The following is a 20566-nucleotide window of genomic DNA, read 5'->3' as shown; positions in this document are numbered from 1 at the left end:
TATAATACTCCGTCATCATTTTTTATCTCTCAAACCATTATGCATTATCCTAAAGTTTACGATGTCATTGTTATCGGTGGCGGTCACGCAGGTACCGAAGCAGCCCTTGCTGCAGCGCGTATGGGTCGACAGACTCTGCTCTTGACTCACAACATTGAGACTTTAGGGCAGATGAGCTGTAACCCGGCCATTGGTGGTATTGGTAAATCACATCTGGTTCGTGAAATTGATGCTTTGGGCGGTGCAATGGCATTGGCTGCCGATAAAGGTGGTATTCAGTTCCGTATCCTGAATTCACGTAAAGGTGCTGCAGTACGTGCAACACGTGCCCAGGCTGACCGTGTACGTTTTAAAGCTGCAATTCGTCATACTCTGGAAAATCAGGCGAATCTGGATATTTTCCAGCAAGCGGCAGATGACCTGATTGTTGAAGGCGATACCGTTAAAGGTGTTGTGACCCAAATGGGCATCCGCTTTGATGCTAAAACTGTCGTGTTGACGACCGGTACTTTCTTGGGTGGTGTGATTCACATCGGCTTGAATAATGCCTCTGGTGGTCGTGCCGGTGATCCTCCATCTATTGCATTGGCTGCACGCTTACGTGAATTAAACTTGCCTGTAGGTCGTTTAAAAACAGGTACGCCACCGCGTATTGATGCACGTTCAGTAGATTTTTCTGTCATGACTCCGCAGCCGGGGGATTTCCCGTCTCCGACCATGTCATTCATGGGTGATGCATCCATGCATCCGGAACAGATCAACTGCTATATTACGCATACCAATGAACGCACGCATGACATCATTCGTGGAGGACTTGACCGTTCACCAATGTATACCGGTGTGATTGAAGGCGTAGGTCCACGTTACTGCCCATCGATTGAAGATAAAATTCACAAATTTGCCGATAAAGATTCGCACCAGGTATTCCTTGAGCCAGAAGGCCTGGATACCCATGAGCTTTATCCTAACGGTATTTCAACATCGCTTCCATTTGATGTGCAGTTTGAACTGGTGCGCTCAATTCGTGGTATGGAGAATGCACATATTCTTCGTCCGGGTTATGCCATTGAATATGACTATTTTAACCCGCAAGCCTTGAAATTCTCATTGGAAACTAAAGCCATCAATAACCTGTACTTTGCAGGTCAAATTAATGGTACAACTGGTTATGAAGAAGCAGGTGCGCAAGGTTTGTTGGCAGGTTTGAATGCGGCACGCCGTGCATGGGATCAGGAACAATGGACACCGAAACGTGATGAAGCGTACATGGGCGTATTGGTTGATGACTTGATTACACTCGGGACCAAAGAACCGTACCGCATGTTTACCTCACGTGCGGAATATCGTTTGATGCTGCGTGAAGACAATGCGGATCAGCGTTTAACTGCCATTGGCCGTGAAATGGGTCTGGTGGATGATGAGCGTTGGGAATCTTACTGTGAAAAAATGGAAGCGGTAGAAACAGAAAAAGGCCGTTTGCAACACCTTTGGGCTGCGCCAAACAACCCGATGGGTAAAAAATTCGTGGAAATGACTGGTGCAGACTTGTCTAAAGAATGTTCTGCTATTGATTTGTTGAAACGTCCTAACATCAGCTTTGCTCAAATTGCGGAACTGACAGGTTCAGAAGTTTCTGCATTTGTCGGTGAGCAAATTGAAATTGCGGTGAAGTACGAAGGTTATATCAACCGTCAGCAAGAAGATGTGGCGCAAATGAAGCGTCTGGAAGAAACTCGTATTCCAGCAGACTTTGATTATGATGTGGTTTCTGGTCTTTCTCGGGAAATTACACTTAAATTAAAAGATGTGCGTCCTGAAACATTGGCTCAAGCAAGCCGTATTCCAGGCGTAACACCAGCAGCAGTTCAACTGGTGATGATTACCATTCGTAAGAACAATCAAGCGAAAAAACTGCTTAATACAATGTGAGTCAAGTTAATAAAAGCCCGCTAAATGCGGGCTTTTTTATCATTTAATTTTAAACTATTACTTTTGACTATGGTTTGATCATAAATAACTACCAAAATTATAAGTATTTGAAAATATGAAATAATAAATAAAATTAAGATCTATTATGTCTATTTGTTTAATCTTTTATGTCTAATTTGAATGATTTTCTTTGAGGTAGCGCACATTAAACCCGACCATTGTAGTGGTATTTATTTCAACAGATTGATCTGAAAATAGTGAAGCAAATTGCTGTGGGCTAATTTGCTTAATATGGACGGAGTTCAATCATGGCACAAATACAAACAGGTAAAATGCAGAAATTCTTAACAGTATTTTTGTGTTTTTGGGTCGCATTTTTTGAAGGTTTTGATCTTCAGGCTCCCGGTATTGCCGCAAAAGGAATTGCTGAAACATTTGCTCTAGACCAGGTGCAAATGGGCTATGTATTTAGTTTGGGTGTTTTTGGTATGTTGTTTGGCGCGTTCTTTGGTGGACGTGTTGCCGACTTTTTGGGTCAGAAGAAAGTTTTAATGCTTTCAATTGCAATTTTCGGCCTATTTATGTCGCTTACTGCGATCGCGCCGAGTATGGAAATTTTATATGCAGCGCGCTTTTTTACCGGCTTAGGCTTGGGTGCTGCGATGCCAACCATGATTTCTGTGGTGGGTGATGAGGCGACTGAAGCCAATCGCGGCAAGCTGAACAGCTTGATGTATTGTGGATTACCGGTAGGCGCAATTTTCGTTGCAGGCCTGGCTATCTTATTTAAAGATATTTCTTGGCATACTCTATTTTTGATTGGTGGCTTAACCCCTTTAGTTCTGCTGCCATTTATGGCGATTATTCTTAAAGACAAGCCTAAGAAAGTCGCTGTTGAGCAAGCTATAGATGAAGCTGTTCCGGGTATGGTTGAGGTGCTATTTAAAAACCAGCAATATAAATATACCATGCCGCTTTGGGTAGGCTTTTTCTTTACCTTGATGATCAATTATATTTTGATTAGCTGGTTACCTAATTTGCTTATGGAACAAGGCTTGGAAAAACCACAGGCTTTTATGGTGATGCTGGTATTCCAGGTAGGTGCTGTAATTGGTACTCTGGCTTTGGGTTATTTGCTGGACCGTTTAAAACTGTGGCAAATGGCGGTGATTATCTATAGTGGTTTATTTATTGCCCTTGTACTGTTATTTACCTCTAGCTCTATTCCAGTACTTGTTTTGGCAGGCTTTATGGGCGGGATTTTCTCGACAGGCGGACAATCGATTCTGTATGGCATTTCACCGATTTTCTATTCGGGTACAGGTAAAGTCACAGGCGTGGGCAGTGCGATTTCTTTGGGGCGATTAGGTGCAATGACTGGGCCGTTACTGACAGGAAAAATTTTGGCGATCGGCTTGGGAACAACAGGGATTTTAATGGCCAGTTTACCTGCTGTGGCTATCTCGGCAGTAGCGGTGACTGCACTCTCACGTTATAAAGCAGCACATAAATAAAAGTATAAGACTATAAAAAAGGGGAATCTTGAGGATTCCCTTTTTTTTGTTAAGTATTTTAAGCATTCACTTTACTTGAGTTTGTTAATATAGTTGGATAGAAAACTGAATTTAAAATGTTATGAGCTATCAACTGATCGAACTTAATATTCAAGCTACAGATAATATCCAATGTCCACACTGTCAGCAGCACGTGATCAATTGGGCTGAAGAACAATATATACAACCCTGTGAACATGTCTTGTTTATCGCTATGGATATTGGCTTTGAATATATCACGGATGAATTCGAACACACCATGCTGCGCTCTGTAGATGATCTGCATGCCCATGATGACCAGGTGAATATGTGCGCCGAAATTATCCAAGCTACGTATCCCGATTATCTGATTTTTAAATCTGATCTGGGGGCTGAAGGCTATTTTCGTTATGTGGGTTTTACTGCGTAAGTATTTACTAGGTGAAAATACAATAATAAAAAAGCGCCCTTAGGCGCTTTTTTATGGATAGAAAAGTTTAGCTTTCGATTTCTTCTTCTACATCATCATCGGCAGTGTCCATGCCTAGCTCTTTTAATTTGCGGGTTAGGGTATTGCGTCCCCAGCCCAGTAATTCAGCTGCATGACGTTTACGCCCGCGAGTTTGCTGCAAAGCGGCAGTAATTAGCGTGCGTTCAAACATGGGTGTAGCAATGTCCAGAATCTTCATTTCACCATTTTTCAGTTTCTGGATGGCCCATTGACCCAATAACTCATCCCAATGATGAAGGGAAATACGGTCAAAGGTGTTGTGTGGTTGTGCATCTTCAGCTGAGCGCTGAATTGGAATCTGTTTCAGTTCTGAAGGCAGGTCTTCAGGATAAACTTCACGTCCGGTAATCATGACAGTCAGCCAGCGACAGGTATTTTCTAACTGACGCACGTTACCCTGCCACGGTAGCTGTTGCATATATTCCTGAGTTTCTGGACGCAAGATTTTAGGATTGACACCCAGTTCTTTACCTGCACGGGCCAAGAAATGCTGCGCCAGCATAGGGATGTCTTCCCGACGATGGGCCAGTTTTGGAATATGAATACGGATCACATTCAGACGGTGATACAAGTCTTCACGGAAGCGTCCGTCATGCACCAGTTTTTCCAGATCCTGATGGGTTGCTGCAACAATACGTACATCGACCTTCACCGGGATATGTCCACCGACACGATAGAACTCGCCATCTGCCAGAACACGCAGTAAACGGGTTTGGGTTTCAAATGGCATGTCACCAATTTCATCTAGAAACAGGGTGCCACCATTAGCTTGTTCGAAACGGCCTTGGCGCTGTGAGTTGGCACCGGTAAAAGCACCTTTTTCATGTCCGAAAAGTTCGGTTTCAATCAGGTCTTTAGGAATGGCTGCCATATTCAAGGCAATAAAAGGTTTGCTGCTGCGTGGCGAATGGCGGTGTAACGCATGTGCGACCAGCTCTTTACCAGTTCCCGATTCACCATTGATCAATACGGTAATGTGCGATTGGGATAAACGGCCAATTGCACGGAACACTTCCTGCATGGCAGGAGATTCACCAATAATTTCAGTCGATTGAATGGCTGGGGTGACTTTGGCAGATTCTTGCTGCTGTAACTTGGCAATATGCAGGATGGCACGGTTGACTAGTGCCAGTGCTTCATCAATATCAAAGGGTTTTGGCAGATATTCAAAAGCACCGGTTTGATAGCTGGACACGGCAGATTCCAGATCTGAATGCGCGGTCATGATAATAACTGGTAAATCAGGATGGGTGCCTTTGACTTTGCCCAGGAAAGTCAGACCATCGATGCCAGGCATACGAATGTCAGTTAAAATAACATCAGGTGCATCTATGCTGAGCTGATCCAGTGCAGACTGTGCCTCTTCAAAACTGGTCACGTCAAAGCCTTCTTCTTTGAAGGTTTTTTCCAAAACCCAGCGCATGGCACGATCATCATCAATGACCCATATTTTATTTCGCGACATGGTTAGACTCCCAAGGTAAATATAAGCTAAATACTGTTTTTCCTGGAACAGATTGGCATTCAATCATTCCGTTATGTTGGTGCATAATATTCTGTGCAATGCTCAGGCCCAGTCCGGTGCCTTTAGCACGTCCTGTGACCAGTGGATAAAATACCGATTCTAAAATTTCTTCCGGAACGCCGGGACCGTTGTCTTCAATATCAATACGGACCGCAGAACGTTTTAATACTCCATTAATGGTGACTAGACGCTGAATCCGGGTTCTTAAAATCAGTTCCGGTTGATGATCAACAAAGAATTCTCTGTTTTCCATCATGGCCTGTACGGCATTGACACTGATATTGAGCATGACCTGAATGAGCTGGTCGCGATCTGCCATCACTTCAGGCAAGGACAGATCATAGTCGCGGGTAATTTTGATTTTCTTTTTGGTCTGGTTGGTAATCAGTGAACGTACACGTTCCAGAGGCTCATGTACATTGACCAGTTCATAACTTGGTAGCTGGCGGGAGCCGAGCATGGTGTCGGCCAGATTACGCAAACGGTCTACTTCACTAATAATAATGTCGGTAAATTCTTTGTATTGCGGGTCATTCAGGCTGCGCGCCAGTAATTGGGTAGCACCACGAATTCCGCCTAATGGGTTTTTGATTTCATGGGCGACACCACGAATCAGTTGTCTCGCCACCTGATGCTGCTGAATCAGGTTTTCTTCTTTGGATATTTTCAGCATCCGGTCAATTTGATTCAGCTCAATCAAGAGGAGCGGATGATAGGGTTTCTGCGAATTAATCAGAGATACAGTGTAATCGACATGAATATCTTTAAAATTGACACTAATGGTCGCTTCGCGACGGGTATAGGGCTGTCCGGTTGTAAAAGTATTGAGTAAGGCTTCTTCAGTATTGAACTCATCATCCGGCATATGCAGCAAATTTAACACCGGCTGTCCCGCCGCCCGCAGTAAACTGATGTCGAACAAGGATTCGCAAGAAGAATTTAAATAAAAAATATTCAGGTTACTGTCGACCAATAAAACTGCAGTGGTTAAATTATCCACTAAAAGGCGATAGTCGATAGCGACGGGTTGATCCATTTGCGAAAGCATCCTGTATTAAAATAGCGCAATGGCATCTGCACTTCTTTTCATTTCTCCCTGTTATGGGACATTCAACGAGTTAAACGTGGTCGAAATAAAGCAAAATGCACGCCAACTTTGAGCATGGAGGTAAATATAAATTCTGCCGCTATAAAACTGTGCTTTTTTGTTTTTGATAACAGAATTCCAATTTCATAGTAATAGAAATACAATTATTAGTGAACCAAAATGGTGCGTTTGAATTATTTGCTAAAAATATAGCCGTATTTTGGTGCGTAATACAAAGAGTCGGGATTCCACCTGTTTTTATGATTGGAAAAGACATACAATACGCGCATTATAGTGGAGCGCAGATTCATGAAATCCCCCAAAGTCGGTTTTGTTTCTTTAGGTTGTCCTAAGGCATTGGTAGATTCCGAACGAATTTTAACTCAGTTGAAGACTGAAGGTTATGATGTAGCATCGGATTACGATGGTGCTGATTTAGTAGTTGTTAATACCTGTGGTTTTATTGAATCTGCAGTACAAGAATCTTTAGATGCAATTGGCGAAGCCATGAGTGCAAATGGTCGTGTGATTGTGACCGGCTGCTTGGGTAAAGATGAAGAAAAAATTCGCCAGATGCACCCCAATGTCCTTAAAGTGACGGGTGCTGCAGCATATCAAGAAGTGATGGAAGCCGTACACCAGTACGTGCCTGAACCACCAAAACATAATCCGTTTATTGACCTTGTTCCGGAGCAGGGTATTCGTTTAACCCCTAAACATTATGCCTATCTAAAAATATCAGAAGGCTGTAACCATCGTTGTACCTTCTGCATTATTCCAAGCATGCGCGGTGACCTGGTATCACGTCCGGTCGGTTCTGTACTTGAAGAGGCAGCAGCGCTCAAGCGTGCAGGTGTGAAAGAAGTCCTGGTGATTTCTCAGGATACTTCTGCTTATGGTGTAGATACCAAGTACAAACTCGATTTCTGGAATGGCCAGCCAGTTAAAACCAAGTTTTACGATATGTGTGAAGCATTGGGTCAATTAGGCATCTGGGTACGTTTACATTATGTCTATCCATATCCGCATGTGGATGCAGTCATTGATTTGATGGCACAAGGTAAAATCCTACCTTATCTGGATATTCCATTCCAGCATGCTAGCCCTAAAATCCTGAAACTGATGAAACGTCCAGCGCACAGTGAAAATACATTGGAGCGTTTAAAATTGTGGCGTGAAAAATGTCCAGATTTGGTGATTCGTTCAACTTTTGTGGTGGGTTTCCCTGGCGAAACAGAAGAAGACTTCCAAATGCTATTGGAATGGCTCAAAGAAGCTCAGCTTGATCGCGTAGGTTGTTTTACTTACTCACCAGTTGAAGGTGCAACTGCCAATGATTTGCCAGACCATGTAGCGGAAGAAATCAAGCAAGACCGTTATGAACGTTTCATGCAAGTGCAGCAGGAAATTTCTGCAGCCAAACTGCAAAAACGCATTGGCCAAACCATGACTGTGCTGGTGGATGATCTGGAAGAAGAGTTCCCGGTAGCAGTTGCACGTTCTTATGCCGATGCGCCTGAAATTGATGGTAATGTCTTTGTAGAAGATATTGATAAAAGTCAGATTAAAGCGGGTGATTTGCTGGAAGTGGAAATTACTGATGCCGATGAATATGACTTGTATGCAAAGTTAATTCGCATTAAATCAGCCTGATTTTTAATTTAACTACACGAATAAAATTTTAGATATTGGAAGATTTGGAGATTTCCTGATGTTGGACTCAAAAAAGCCCCGTTATGCACGTATTTTATTGAAACTTTCTGGTGAAGCACTGGCTGGAAACAAAGATATGGGTATTGACGCCACTGTGCTTGATCAAATGTCCCTGGCGATTGCGCACTTGGTCGGTTTAGGCGTACAAGTGGGTATCGTAGTGGGCGGTGGTAACCTGTACCGCGGTAGCCAATTACAAAAAGATGGTCTGGTTGGCCGTGTAACCGGTGACCAGATGGGTATGTTGGCTACGGTAATGAATGGTCTGGCATTACGCGATGCTTTAGTGCGCCGTAACATTAAAACCCGCTTAATGTCAGCACTTCCAATTGGTGCTGTGGTTGAATCTTATTCAAGTCGTGATGCGATTCGTCATTTAACTCAAGGCGAAGTCTGTGTATTTGTTGCCGGTACAGGTAATCCGTTCTTTACTACCGATACAGCAGCCTGCTTACGTGGTATCGAAATTGAAGCCAACCTGATCCTAAAAGCAACTAAAGTGGACGGTGTTTATAATAAAGACCCAAGCAAATACGATGATGCTGTGAAATACGAAGCACTGACTTTCGATCAGGTACTTGATGAAAAACTAGGTGTGATGGATTTAACCGCGATTTGCCTATGTCGTGACCATAACGTGCCACTTCAAGTATTCGACATGAACAAAGCTGGTTCATTGCTTTCAGTGGTGATGGGTGAAAAAGAGGGTACTCACGTTACGAATTAATGTACGTGAGCCTGAAAGCTCTTTATACTACACGCTATTTAGTTATTACATCTCTTAGAATTAAGTAAGGAAGATCACATGATTAACGATCTTAAAAAAGACGCTGAAGACCGTATGAACAAGACGCTTGAGTCTTTGGAGCATGGTTTTGCCAAGGTCCGTACAGGACGCGCGCATCCATCCATCCTGAACGGTGTTATGGTTCCTTACTATGGCTCGGATGTGCCATTAAACCAGGTGGCGAACGTGGGGGTTGAAGACTCGCGTACATTGCTTGTTCAGCCATTTGAACGTTCAATGGTCTCTGCAATTGATAAAGCGATTCGTGAATCAGATTTGGGCTTGAACCCAATTACGGCTGACGCGATTCGTGTACCGATGGCGGCACTGACTGAAGAAACACGTCGTGATATGCAGAAAGTTGCACGTAATGAGGCTGAAAATGCCAAAGTTGCCATTCGTAACATTCGTCGTGATGTGTTGGGTGACATCAAGGCATTACTGAAAGAAAAAGAAATTTCTGAAGATGATGAGCGTCGTGCAGGTGATGACATTCAGAAAATCACTGATAAATTTGTTGCTGAAGTTGAAAAACGTCTGGCTGCTAAAGAAGCTGAATTGATGAAGGTCTAAGATTGAATGACCGTATCAGAAGATAATATGCTTCTTCCAAAACATGTTGCCATCATCATGGATGGCAACAATCGTTTTGCAAAAAAAAAGCAAATGCAAAAAGGGGCTGGACATCGTGAAGGGAAAAATGTCCTGGATCCGATTGTTGAACACTGTAGAAAACATCAGATTCAAGCGCTAACCGTTTTTGCATTTTCCAGTGAAAACTGGAATCGCCCTCAGTTTGAGGTTGATTTGCTCATGCTACTGTTAGAAGAAACCATTCATGAGCAATTGCCACGGATGGAAAAATTCAATATTGCCTTACGTTTTATTGGCGATCGTTCACGTTTGTCCGACCGTTTGCGCGAGTTAATGTTGCAAGCCGAACAAAGGACTGCTAAGTTCGACAGCATGACTTTAACTATTGCCATCAGTTATGGTGGTATGTGGGATATGGCTCAGGCTGCAAAACAGATTGCAGCAGATGTGCTGGCGAAAAAAGTTGCGGTTGAAGATATTGATGTGGAGCTTTTTGGGCAACATGTCTGCATGGCCGATTTGCCTGCTGTAGATTTACTCATTCGTACAGGGGGTGATTATCGTTTGTCAAATTTTTTACTTTGGCAAGCCGCGTATGCTGAGCTATATTTTACCCCAACCTTGTGGCCTGAATTTACTGTAGAAGAATTAGATGATGCATTCGCGGTCTTTGCTGGACGTGAACGTCGTTTTGGTAAAACTTCAGAGCAAATCCAACAAGAGAAACTTGAGAATTAATAAATGTTAGAGCGGATTATAACCGCATTGGTATTGGTAGCAGTTGTACTGAGTTGTATGTTTGCTACACAGTCTCAGTATCCAATGTTTATGCTGATGATTGTTGCAGCAGGGGTTGCAGGGTATGAGTGGTTTAAGCTTATGCCAAGAAAGAATAAAAATCTTATTAAGCCCTTAGCCTGGGTTTATGGACTTGCAACTGCAGCTTTGGCAGCTTTGGCATTATATTTTAATGATATTGCTCTGCTGCTTTGGGCAGCTTCCATTATTTGCTGGATCTGCAGTATTTTTTGGGTTAAATCGTATCCAAACTATGATGGATGGTACAATTCCAGCTTAAAGATTATTGGATTTATTTTAGTTTCTGCTGCAGTCACCGCAATTTTCTCTGTATGGCATAGCTCGCCATGGTGGCTCATGTACCTGTTTTTACTGGTGTGGGGTGCAGATAGCGGTGCTTATTTTGTTGGGCGTAAACTGGGCAAGAAAAAACTTGCTCCAGATGTCAGTCCAAATAAATCAGTAGAAGGTCTATATGGTGGTATTTTTACTGCCATGCTGATTGTGGTCGCGGTAGAAATCCTTTATTTGGATTTAACCTTGGCACAGCATATCTTGTTTTTAATTTTATCTGTGATTACTGTATTTAGTTCGGTTCTGGGCGATCTGTTTGAATCCATGATTAAACGTCGTGCTGGAATTAAAGACTCGGGTCGTATTCTGCCAGGACATGGTGGGGTGCTTGACCGTATTGATTCATTGCTTGCTGCTGCTCCAATTTTTGCTGCAGGCATGTATGTTTTGAAACTTATTGGTGTAGATTTATAGATGTCACAATCTGTTTGTATATTAGGTGTAACGGGTTCAATCGGTCAAAGTACCTTAAAAATTCTGCAACAGCATCCTGAAAAGTATTCTGTTTTTGCAGTCACGGCGCATAGCAGAATTTTAGAACTCGTTGCAATATGCAAACAATATCGGCCAAAAGTTGTGGTCGTTCCTTCTAGTCGTGTTAAAGAATTACAGCAATATTTTCATGATCATTCTTTAACCGATATTGAAATTCTGACTGATGAAGCGGGTTTGATTGCTGTTGCTGAACATGCAGATGTCGATGTGGTTATGGCAGCCATTGTGGGTGCTGCGGGCTTATTGCCAACCTTGGCTGCGGTTAAAGCCGGTAAGCGTGTCTTGCTAGCCAACAAAGAAGCACTGGTGATGTCGGGTGATCTCATGATGCAGGCAGCACGTGATTATCAGGCTGAATTGCTTCCAGTCGATTCTGAGCATAATGCTATTTTTCAATGTTTGCCTGCTGGTTATTTTCAGGCAGAACGCAATGGGCAACCTAAACAGGGGGTGTCGCGCATTCTGCTCACCGCATCGGGTGGTCCATTTTTAAACCATAGTCGGGAACAACTGCTAAATGTGACTCCTGCACAGGCATGCAAGCATCCTAACTGGTCTATGGGTCAGAAAATTTCAGTTGATTCGGCAACTTTAATGAATAAAGGACTGGAGCTGATCGAAGCTTGCCATCTCTTTGCAATTTCAGAACAGTTTGTAACAGTGGTGGTACATCCACAGAGTATCATTCATTCTATGGTTCAATATGTGGATGGGTCGACTTTGGCACAAATGGGCAATCCTGATATGTGTACGCCAATCGCGCATGCACTTGCATGGCCAAAGCGTATTCAAACCCATGTGCCTGCACTTGACCTGTTTGTCCATCAACAACTGGATTTTCAGGAACCTGATACACTGCGTTTTCCAGCATTAAAACTTGCACGTCAGGCCATGCAAACGGGCGGTTTGGCACCTGCAATTCTAAATGCTGCCAATGAGATTGCTGTTGCTGCCTTTTTGAAAAGTGCTATTGGCTTTACAGAAATTCCTCAGGTAGTCGAACAGACTTTAAATCAGGTTGAAGGGGGCGCTGCAGAGTCGATTGAGCGTATTTTACAAGTCGATCAAATGGCTCGATTTGTTGCCCAGCAAATTGTCATCAATAAAGGAAGCTAAAACATGAGTGCCTTGTTTATGATTGTGGCAGCAATTTTACTTCTTGGACCGCTCATTGCGATTCATGAGTTTGGACATTATATTGTTGCGCGTAAACTGGGTGTTAAAGTTTTAGTTTATTCGATTGGCTTTGGGCCGACCTTAGTCAAGTGGACCTCTAAAAAATCGGGCATTCAATATCAGCTTTCAGCATTGCCGTTAGGTGGCTATGTCAAAATGCTTGATGAACGGGAAGGCAGCGTTGCTGAAGAGGATTTACCTAAGGCATTCAACCGTCAGCATCCCTGGAAACGGATTGCAATTGTTGCTGCCGGGCCGTTAATCAATCTGGTTTTTGCCGTGTTATTGTTCTGGGTTTTGTTTATTCCATCGCAAGAACAATTGAACACCCGTGTGGGTAAAGTGTTGCCAAATACTCCGGCAGCTACAGCTCAAATGCAGGTTGGTGACAAAATTGCAACAGTCGATGGAACGCAAGTCACAACCTGGGAAAAGTTAAATTTTGCCTTGGTGGATCGTGTTGGTGAAACCGGTTCTATTGAAATTCAGGCAGACCGTCACGGTCAGTTGCAAACCTTTTACTTGCCTATCCAGAACTTCTTAAAAAATCAAGACCAGTCTGCATTGGATAGTTTGGGCTTTATGCCATATCGTCCATATATTGCTCCTGTGGTCAGCAAGCTGAGTGAAGGTGGTGCCGCTATTCGTCAGGGGATGAAAGAAGGCGATAAAATTGTGGCCATTGATGGTGTGAAAATGAATGACTGGTTCGATGTTGTTCAAGTTGTTCAGGCTTCTCCAGAAAAATTATTAAAAATAGATGTATTACGTCAAAATCAACTGCTACATTTACAGGTGATGCCACAAGCCAAGCGTGACAGCATGGGTAATGTTTCAGGTATGCTTGGTGTACAAAGTACCCCTGGAAAAATAACCATTCCCGAAGAATATAAGCAAACCATTCAATACAGTCCGACTGAAGCACTGGTGATGGCTGTTGATAAAACGGGCCAAATTTCAGGTATGATTTTGAACTCGATGGTTAAGATGGTCCGTGGTTTAATTGGGCTGGATAATTTATCTGGACCGATCACCATTGCCAAGGTAGCAGGGCAAAGTGCGGAAATGGGTTGGCAAACCTTTATCTCATTTATGGCCTTAATGAGCGTGAGTTTAGGTATTTTAAATTTATTGCCTATACCAATGCTTGATGGTGGACACTTGGTTTACTATGTTATTGAGCTAATTCGTGGTAAACCTGTTTCTGAACAAATACAATTGTTTGGTTTAAAAATTGGTATGGTACTGCTCGGTAGCATGATGCTCCTTGCACTATTCAATGACTTCATGCGTTTATAACAACGTAAATATGTAATAAATTAACATCGGAAAAGACTGGCATGCAGCACACACATTTATTTATGCCTTTGGCACTCGTTAGTGCAATGGCAGCAGTACAACAAGTATATGCAGCAGATGAATTCATTGTTCGCGATATCAAAATTGATGGTCTTGTTCGCTTAACGCCAGAAAATGTTTATGGAGTGTTGCCTGTCAATGCTGGCGATCGGGTTAATGATGCGATCATTGCAAATGCGATTCGTGCCTTGTATGCCACTGGCCTGTTTGATGATATCAAGGCATCTCAACAAGCAGATACGCTTGTTTTTAGCGTGGTAGAACGCCCGGTTATTTCCAAGGTTGAGTTCAAGGGGAATAAACTTATTCCTAAAGAAGCCCTGGAAGAAGGGCTGAAAAAGATGGGGATTGCAGAAGGCGAGGTTTTGAAAAAATCTGCTTTGCAAACCATTGAAACTGAACTTGAACAGCAGTATATGCAGCAAGGTCGTTATGATGCCGATGTTAAGGTCATCACGACTGCCAAACCCAATAACCGTGTTGATTTAACTGTTGACTTTGTTGAAGGTAAGGCAGCTAAAGTTGTTGATATCAATATTATTGGCAATACCGTTTTTAAAGAAAGCGACATTAAGCAGGCTTTTGCCGTTAAGGAAAGTGGTTGGAGTTCGATTGTTACCCGTAACGATCGTTATGCGCGTGAAAAGATGGCAGCCAGCCTTGAAGCTTTGCGTGCTTTATATTTAAACAAGGGTTATATCAATTTCAATATCACCAACTCGAGTTTGAACTTGAGTGAAGATAAAAAGAATATCTTTGTCGAAGTTGCGGTAGAAGAAGGCGAACAATTTAAATTTGGTCAAAGCAAGTTTTTGGGTGATGCACTTTATAAACCTGAAGAATTAAAAGCACTGCAAATTTATAAAGATGGCGACATTTATTCTCAAGAAAAAGTCAATGCAGTCAAGCAGCTTTTACTGCGTAAGTATGGTAATGCCGGTTATTACTATGCTGAAGTGAATGTCGTTCCTGAAATTAATAAAGAAACCAAACTGGTTGATTTAAACTATTATATTAATCCGGGTCAGCAAGTCACGGTTCGTCGTATCAATTTTACTGGTAATAGCAAAACTGCCGATGAGGTATTACGTCGCGAAATGCGCCAGATGGAAGGTGCATTAGCCAGCAATGAAAAAATTGATTTATCTAAAGTCCGTCTAGAACGTACAGGTTTCTTTAAAACAGTCGATATTAAACCGGCACGCATTCCAAACGTACCTGACCAGGTTGATTTGAACGTCAATGTTGAAGAACAGCATTCAGGTACCAGTACACTGGCAGTCGGTTTCTCGCAAAGTGGTGGTGTAACCTTCCAGGCGGGCTTAAGTCAAACCAACTTCTTGGGTACAGGTAATGCGGTATCAATTGACTTGTCACGTTCAGAAACACAAGACTATTATAATTTAAGCGTAACCGATCCGTACTTCACCATTGATGGTGTACGTCGCGGTTATAACATGTATTACCGTAAAACCAAGCTGGATAATAACTATAACGTCAATAACTATGTAACCGATAGTTTTGGTGGTGGTATCAACTTCGGTTATCCAATTGATGAGAACCAGAGTATCAGTGCAGGTCTAAATATTGACCAAACAGAAGTGACTACCGGTCCTTATGTATCTACTTATGTTCGTGACTATTTGCTAGCGAATGGTGGTAAAGCCACTGGTTCGGATACAAAGTGTAATGTAGATACTGTTCTTGATCCGTCTACAGGCCTATATAACTGCCCAACAGGCCAGGAAGTAACTTTTGATAATAAGTTTAATGGTGATTTCCTAACCTATAACCTTAATTTAGGTTGGTCTTATAATACTTTGAACCGTCCTGTTTTCCCTACATCAGGTATGTCACATCGTGTGAATGGTGAAATTGCATTACCAGGCAGTGATGTGGAATATCAAAAAATTACTTATGATGCCCAAGCCTTCCAGCCTTTAGGTAAGGGCTTTGTATTACGTGGTTATGGTAAGTTGGGTTATGGTAACGACTTGCCATTCTATAAAAATTTCTATGCCGGTGGTTTTGGTTCAGTACGTGGTTATGACAACAGTACATTAGGTCCTAGATATCCTGGTGTTACTTATAATGAGTCAGGAACTAAAGATTATAATCCGGAAGAAGTCGGTGGTAATGCTTTAGTACAATTTGGTACCGAACTGGCACTACCTTTACCATTTAAAGGGGATTGGACCCGTCAGGTTCGTCCAGTGCTGTTTGCTGAAGGTGCACAAGTATTTGATACTCAGTGTGATATTCCAAAAGGAAACTTATATCTGGATTCGACTAATACTCAAGTCAATGCGAAACAATATTGCGAAGATAACTTCGGCTTTGATGCTGGTAATATGCGTTATAGCGTAGGTGCAGGTTTTACCTGGATTACCATGATTGGGCCACTATCTCTCAGCTATGCTTATCCGTTAAATGAAAAAGACGGTGATAATACTAAAAATATCCAATTTGAAATTGGTCGTACTTTCTAAGTGCGACCCTCAATGGGTTTAAAGAGGATATGTGTATGAAGAAAATATTAATGAGCCTTGTTTTTGCTGGTTTGGCGAGTACGTCGATAGTACATGCCGCTGGTTATGGGGTTGTTGATCTGGAAAAAGTGGTAGAAAATAGCACTTATTTAAAACAGCAGAATGTTTCTTTGCAGCAAAAAGTCAAGCCGCAAACCACTAAACTAGAACAGTTAGCTAAAGAACTCGAAGCTCTACAGCAACGTGCTCAGCAAACGCCTAATTTATCTGATGCTGAAAAGCAAAAAATGTCTGTGCAATTTCAGACTCAGCTAAAAGAATTTAATACGCTGCAGCAAAGTGTACAGTCAACCGTTCAGTCTACGATTCAGATGATGAACAAGACTTTAGGGGCTCGAGTTAAGCAAGTGGCAGAACAATTGCGTAAAGAAAATAACTTGGATGTTGTTTTGAATAAAAATTCAGCACTTGCTTATGACCCTAAATATGATTTAACTGATAAAATGATTCAAAAGGTTAACGTTATTAAGTAATCAATGAATCCTAGACAATTTCGCTTAGAAGATCTTGCCCGTCTGGTACAGGGCGAGCACGTAGGTCAATCTGATTTAATATTAGAAGGATTGGCCAGCTTGGATGCAGCTCAAGCGAAACATATTGCATTTGTAAATGCTGATAAATATCTGGATCAGGCACGCGCTTCAAAGGCGGGTGCATTGATCGTTACTTCCTCTCTAAAAAATCAGTTAGATACGCACAATAATTTTATTGTAGTTGACAATCCTTATCTGGCTTTTGCCATTCTGACGCATGTATTTGAAAAGAAAAATCTGCATCAGGGCATAGAAAGTACAGCTCAAATTCACCCTTCTGCCATAATTGCCGATAGTGCCTATATTGGACATTATGTTGTTATTGGTGAGCATTGTGTGGTGGGTGATGATACCGTCATTCAGTCACACGTTAAAATTGATGATGATGTCGAAATTGGTCAGCAATGCTTTATCGATTCACATGTCACATTAACTGGTGAGACAAAAATTGGGGATCGTGTCCGTATTCATGCCAATACCGTGATTGGGGGAGAGGGCTTTGGTTTTGCTCCTTACCAAGGTAAATGGCATCGTATTGCACAATTAGGTTCAGTTAAAATCGGAAATGACGTCAGAATTGGATCAAATTGCAGCATTGACCGTGGCGCACTCGATGATACTCTTCTGGAAGATGGTGTCATTATTGATAATCTTGTGCAAATTGCCCATAACGTAAAAATTGGTGCAAATACAGCACTTGCTGCGAAATGTGGTATAGCAGGTAGCACAACAATTGGCAAAAACTGTGTACTGGCTGGAGCCGTGGGGGTGGTAGGTCACATTAATATTGCCGACAATGTCACAATTACCGGTATGTCAATGGTCACAAAAAGTATTTCTGAGGCAGGAAGCTATTCTTCTGGCACACCAATGCTGGAAAGTTTGCACTGGAAACGGGCTGCAGTACGCTTTAAACAATTAGCAGATGTGCCATTGACCCAGTTACTTAAACGGCTTGATCATATACAGGCTCAAATCGAGTCCCTTGAATCAACTTTTAAGCGTAAATAGATATGATGACTGAGTCGAATACTCCTGCATTTACGAAACCTGAATTGCCAATGCACATTCAACAAATTCGTGAATATTTACCTCACCGCTATCCATTCTTATTGGTCGATCGCATTGTAGATGTGACTGACAATGGCATTGTGGGCTATAAGAATGTTTCAATCAATGAAGAGTTTTTACAGGGGCACTTCCCGGGCTACCCGATTATGCCAGGCGTTTTGATTGTTGAGGCATTAGCTCAAGTCTCTGGTATACTTGGTTTTATCATGAATAATGAAAAACCTGGTCCAGGATCATTGTTTCTTTTTGCGGGTGTTGAAAAAGTCCGTTTTAAAAAACAGGTCGTTGCTGGTGACCAATTGGTATTAAAATCAGAATTGGTTATGCACAAACGTGGAATTTACAAATATAATTGTATCGCCACAGTGGATGGCGTTGTAGCAACAACCGCGGAAATTACGGTTTCGCATCAGAAAATAGAGCAGGCATGAGTAATAACGATTTAATTCACCCAACCGCCATTATAGACTCATCTGCAGTCATTGCTGCAGATGTACAAATTGGCCCTTATTGTATTATTGGGCCACAGGTCACCATTGGTGAGGGCACCAAGCTACATGCACATGTAGTGGTTGGTGGTTATACTCGTATTGGGAAAAACAACGAAATATTCCAGTTCGCGAGTGTGGGTGAAGTTTGTCAGGATTTAAAATATGCTGGCGAAGAGACCTGGCTTGAAATTGGTGATCATAACTCTATTCGTGAGCATTGCAGCTTGCATCGTGGTACGGTTCAAGATCAAGGTCTTACCAAAATCGGTAGTCATAATTTATTGATGGTCAATACACATATTGCACATGACTGTGTGGTGGGCGATCATAATATTTTTGCCAATAATGTTGGTGTTGCCGGACATGTTCAGGTTGGAGATTATGTGGTCGTGGGTGGAAACTCAGGTATTCATCAATTCTGCAAAATTGATTCTTACAGCATGATCGGTGGTGCTTCGTTAATCTTAAAAGATGTACCTGCTTATGTCATGGTTTCAGGTAATCCAGCGCATGCCTTTGCAATGAATGTTGAAGGTATGCGTCGTAAGGGTTGGTCTAAAAATGTGATCCAGGCCTTACGTCAAGCCTTTAAATTGATTTATAAAGAAGCTTTAACTACTGAGCAGGCCATACAGCAGATTCGCACCGACCTGTTGCCTGAGGCTCCTGAAGTACAGTTATTGATTGATTCATTAGAGCAATCCAAGCGTGGTATTGTTCGTTAATCGAATATACTGCTATAAAAAAGACACCTATTAAGGTGTCTTTTTTTGTCTTTTATTTCTTCAGATATCCAGCTTCTTCAGATTTGGGATAATTTTTTTGTAGTTTTATTTTTAACTGGTTGGCGAGAGTCATATTGTGATCGACATCTTTGGCTATATTGTAGAGTTGATATAGGGAACGTGATGCCTTGGCAGAATTGGGGTATTGATTGACCACGATATTATAGTTCTTTTTAGCTTCTGCATAATTGGTCGGTTCCACGGCCAGATTAAATTCAGCCAGCCAGAAATAGGCATTACTAATGTAGATACTATTGGGATTGTTCTTGATAAAGTTTTGCATAGGAGCAATGGCTTTTTTTGCACCGCCTTGTTTATAAGCATCCAGCGCTACAGTATAGGCTGCTTTATCAAGTTCAGTTGAAGAGGGCTGAGCATTGGCGGGAACTGCTTGCTTGGCTGTTGCTGGAGCCACTTCTTTAGCGGATGTATGAGATGCTACTGTGGCTTGGCTGTTTGAGCTGCTGGGAGAAGTATCCTGTTGGTTATCCTCCTCTGGAGCTGCACTTTCTGGGTCTACTTTCTGTTGCAGAAGTTCCAGACGTTGGTCTAGGTCAGTATAGCGATTGGTCAGTTCATGTTTAAGTTTTTCAATTTCGTTGTCCTGTTCTTCAATTTTGCCGCGTAATGCACGAATGTCATTTTCTAATTGCTGGTTTTTTTGTATGATTTGCCAATTTAGGTTGGTTGGCACATTGGCAACAGTTGCACCTGAATTAATGGCAACATTGTTAGCACTGAGGTCAATACTGTTATTTTGACTCAAGCCGCGTGATTCAATCGGGACATTGGCATAAAGTGAAGTGGAACCCAACAAGGTGAGTACACATAAAGCATGCTGTTTGAGCATCATAAAAAACATCCATTTTGTATTCTTTGGTACTTTCTAAACCTGAGGTTTTAAAGTGTGACCATTTAAAAGACATGACGACATTAAAAACGTCCGGCCCGTGAAATGCAATATGTGTTTACAATCTTGTCATAGTTTTAAAGTAATTGATTGTGCTGATAAAAAATATCCAAAAATGCTGTTTTTAATCAATATTGTTTTTTTAATAATCAAATAAAAGTAATGTTGCGGGAAAACAGCTTGGAATACTTGCAAGTTAGTTAAAAATCTCTATACTCTGTTCTTGCAATGGTAGCCCTGCCGGTTACTTCGCAATTGTACTCCACGAACCCCGCCAGGACCGGAAGGTAGCAACGGTAGTGGAAATATGATGTGCCGAAGGCTTGCTGGTAGGGTTGCCACCAGTTTTATAATAATTTTTATTTCT

General features: G+C 42.1%; 18 protein-coding genes and 1 other RNA gene. 16 read left to right on the top strand and 3 right to left on the bottom strand.

The window, feature by feature from the left end:
- The first annotated feature begins 39 nt into the window (after positions 1 to 39).
- The 3 genes from mnmG (at position 40) to ACE01T_RS01705 (ending at position 3891) form a co-directional block, all read left to right on the top strand.
- Positions 40 to 1929, top strand: coding sequence for a tRNA uridine-5-carboxymethylaminomethyl(34) synthesis enzyme MnmG (mnmG, locus tag ACE01T_RS01715; RefSeq protein ID WP_395518635.1), 1890 nt, complete (start codon positions 40 to 42; stop codon positions 1927 to 1929).
- A gap of 308 nt (positions 1930 to 2237) precedes the next feature.
- The gene (gene mhpT / locus ACE01T_RS01710; RefSeq protein ID WP_300046225.1) at positions 2238 to 3443 is read left to right on the top strand and encodes a 3-(3-hydroxy-phenyl)propionate transporter MhpT; all 1206 of its coding nucleotides are present in this window, start codon (positions 2238 to 2240) and stop codon (positions 3441 to 3443) included.
- A gap of 121 nt (positions 3444 to 3564) precedes the next feature.
- The gene (locus ACE01T_RS01705) at positions 3565 to 3891 is read left to right on the top strand and encodes a hypothetical protein (protein WP_395518634.1); all 327 of its coding nucleotides are present in this window, start codon (positions 3565 to 3567) and stop codon (positions 3889 to 3891) included.
- Between the two features lie 67 nt (positions 3892 to 3958).
- Here ACE01T_RS01705 and glnG read toward each other — a convergent pair whose 3' ends face one another.
- Together glnG and glnL are read right to left on the bottom strand one after the other, a co-directional pair.
- Positions 3959 to 5437: a nitrogen regulation protein NR(I) gene (glnG, locus tag ACE01T_RS01700; protein ID WP_349929535.1), complete on the bottom strand. Its 1479-nt coding sequence runs from the start codon at positions 5435 to 5437 to the stop codon at positions 3959 to 3961.
- Positions 5424 to 6533: a nitrogen regulation protein NR(II) gene (glnL, locus tag ACE01T_RS01695; RefSeq protein WP_166168179.1), complete on the bottom strand. Its 1110-nt coding sequence runs from the start codon at positions 6531 to 6533 to the stop codon at positions 5424 to 5426. Before glnL ends, glnG begins: the two co-directional genes overlap by 14 nt.
- A gap of 360 nt (positions 6534 to 6893) precedes the next feature.
- On the opposite strand from glnL, the gene rimO reads away from it, so the two are divergent.
- The 12 genes from rimO (at position 6894) to lpxA (ending at position 19229) form a co-directional block, all read left to right on the top strand.
- A complete protein-coding gene (gene rimO, locus ACE01T_RS01690; RefSeq protein ID WP_395518633.1) occupies positions 6894 to 8237 on the top strand; it encodes a 30S ribosomal protein S12 methylthiotransferase RimO in 1344 nt (447 codons plus the stop codon).
- 58 nt (positions 8238 to 8295) lie between these two features.
- Complete coding sequence (gene pyrH / locus ACE01T_RS01685; RefSeq protein ID WP_086196397.1) at positions 8296 to 9024, top strand: UMP kinase; 729 nt, start codon at positions 8296 to 8298, stop codon at positions 9022 to 9024.
- Between the two features lie 78 nt (positions 9025 to 9102).
- Positions 9103 to 9657, top strand: a complete 555-nt coding sequence (frr, locus tag ACE01T_RS01680) for a ribosome recycling factor (RefSeq protein WP_092819386.1) — start codon at positions 9103 to 9105, stop codon at positions 9655 to 9657.
- 6 nt (positions 9658 to 9663) lie between these two features.
- Positions 9664 to 10416 (top strand): polyprenyl diphosphate synthase, encoded by a 753-nt coding sequence (gene uppS / locus ACE01T_RS01675; RefSeq protein ID WP_395518632.1) that lies wholly within the window; start codon positions 9664 to 9666, stop codon positions 10414 to 10416.
- Positions 10417 to 10419: 3 nt separating this feature from the next.
- Positions 10420 to 11244 (top strand): phosphatidate cytidylyltransferase, encoded by an 825-nt coding sequence (locus ACE01T_RS01670; protein WP_395518631.1) that lies wholly within the window; start codon positions 10420 to 10422, stop codon positions 11242 to 11244.
- Positions 11245 to 12441, top strand: a complete 1197-nt coding sequence (gene ispC, locus ACE01T_RS01665) for a 1-deoxy-D-xylulose-5-phosphate reductoisomerase (protein ID WP_300046237.1) — start codon at positions 11245 to 11247, stop codon at positions 12439 to 12441.
- Positions 12442 to 12444: 3 nt separating this feature from the next.
- Positions 12445 to 13800: an RIP metalloprotease RseP gene (gene rseP / locus ACE01T_RS01660; protein ID WP_395518630.1), complete on the top strand. Its 1356-nt coding sequence runs from the start codon at positions 12445 to 12447 to the stop codon at positions 13798 to 13800.
- Between the two features lie 41 nt (positions 13801 to 13841).
- Positions 13842 to 16349 carry an outer membrane protein assembly factor BamA gene (gene bamA / locus ACE01T_RS01655; protein ID WP_395518629.1) on the top strand — a complete coding sequence of 836 codons (2508 nt, stop codon included), beginning with the start codon at positions 13842 to 13844 and terminating at the stop codon, positions 16347 to 16349.
- A 35-nt stretch (positions 16350 to 16384) separates the two neighbouring features.
- Positions 16385 to 16882, top strand: coding sequence for an OmpH/Skp family outer membrane protein (locus ACE01T_RS01650; RefSeq protein ID WP_086196390.1), 498 nt, complete (start codon positions 16385 to 16387; stop codon positions 16880 to 16882).
- 3 nt (positions 16883 to 16885) lie between these two features.
- The gene (gene lpxD / locus ACE01T_RS01645; protein WP_086196389.1) at positions 16886 to 17953 is read left to right on the top strand and encodes a UDP-3-O-(3-hydroxymyristoyl)glucosamine N-acyltransferase; all 1068 of its coding nucleotides are present in this window, start codon (positions 16886 to 16888) and stop codon (positions 17951 to 17953) included.
- A 5-nt stretch (positions 17954 to 17958) separates the two neighbouring features.
- A complete protein-coding gene (gene fabZ / locus ACE01T_RS01640; protein ID WP_171263214.1) occupies positions 17959 to 18444 on the top strand; it encodes a 3-hydroxyacyl-ACP dehydratase FabZ in 486 nt (161 codons plus the stop codon).
- On the top strand, positions 18441 to 19229 hold the full coding sequence (gene lpxA, locus ACE01T_RS01635) for an acyl-ACP--UDP-N-acetylglucosamine O-acyltransferase (protein ID WP_180043576.1): 789 nt from the start codon (positions 18441 to 18443) through the stop codon (positions 19227 to 19229). Before fabZ ends, lpxA begins: the two co-directional genes overlap by 4 nt.
- Before the next feature lie 52 nt (positions 19230 to 19281).
- Here lpxA and ACE01T_RS01630 read toward each other — a convergent pair whose 3' ends face one another.
- Positions 19282 to 20142, bottom strand: coding sequence for a YbgF trimerization domain-containing protein (locus ACE01T_RS01630; RefSeq protein WP_180081293.1), 861 nt, complete (start codon positions 20140 to 20142; stop codon positions 19282 to 19284).
- Between the two features lie 295 nt (positions 20143 to 20437).
- Here ACE01T_RS01630 and ffs point away from each other — a divergent pair.
- An RNA gene (ffs, locus tag ACE01T_RS01625) (signal recognition particle sRNA small type) lies at positions 20438 to 20534 on the top strand.
- Positions 20535 to 20566 lie beyond the last annotated feature (32 nt).

It is taken from the genome of Acinetobacter uliginosus (genome assembly GCF_044130295.1).
Lineage (GTDB): Bacteria > Pseudomonadota > Gammaproteobacteria > Pseudomonadales > Moraxellaceae > Acinetobacter.
Note: the sequence above shows the minus strand (reverse complement) of the source record. Positions and strands in the feature narration are given on the sequence as shown.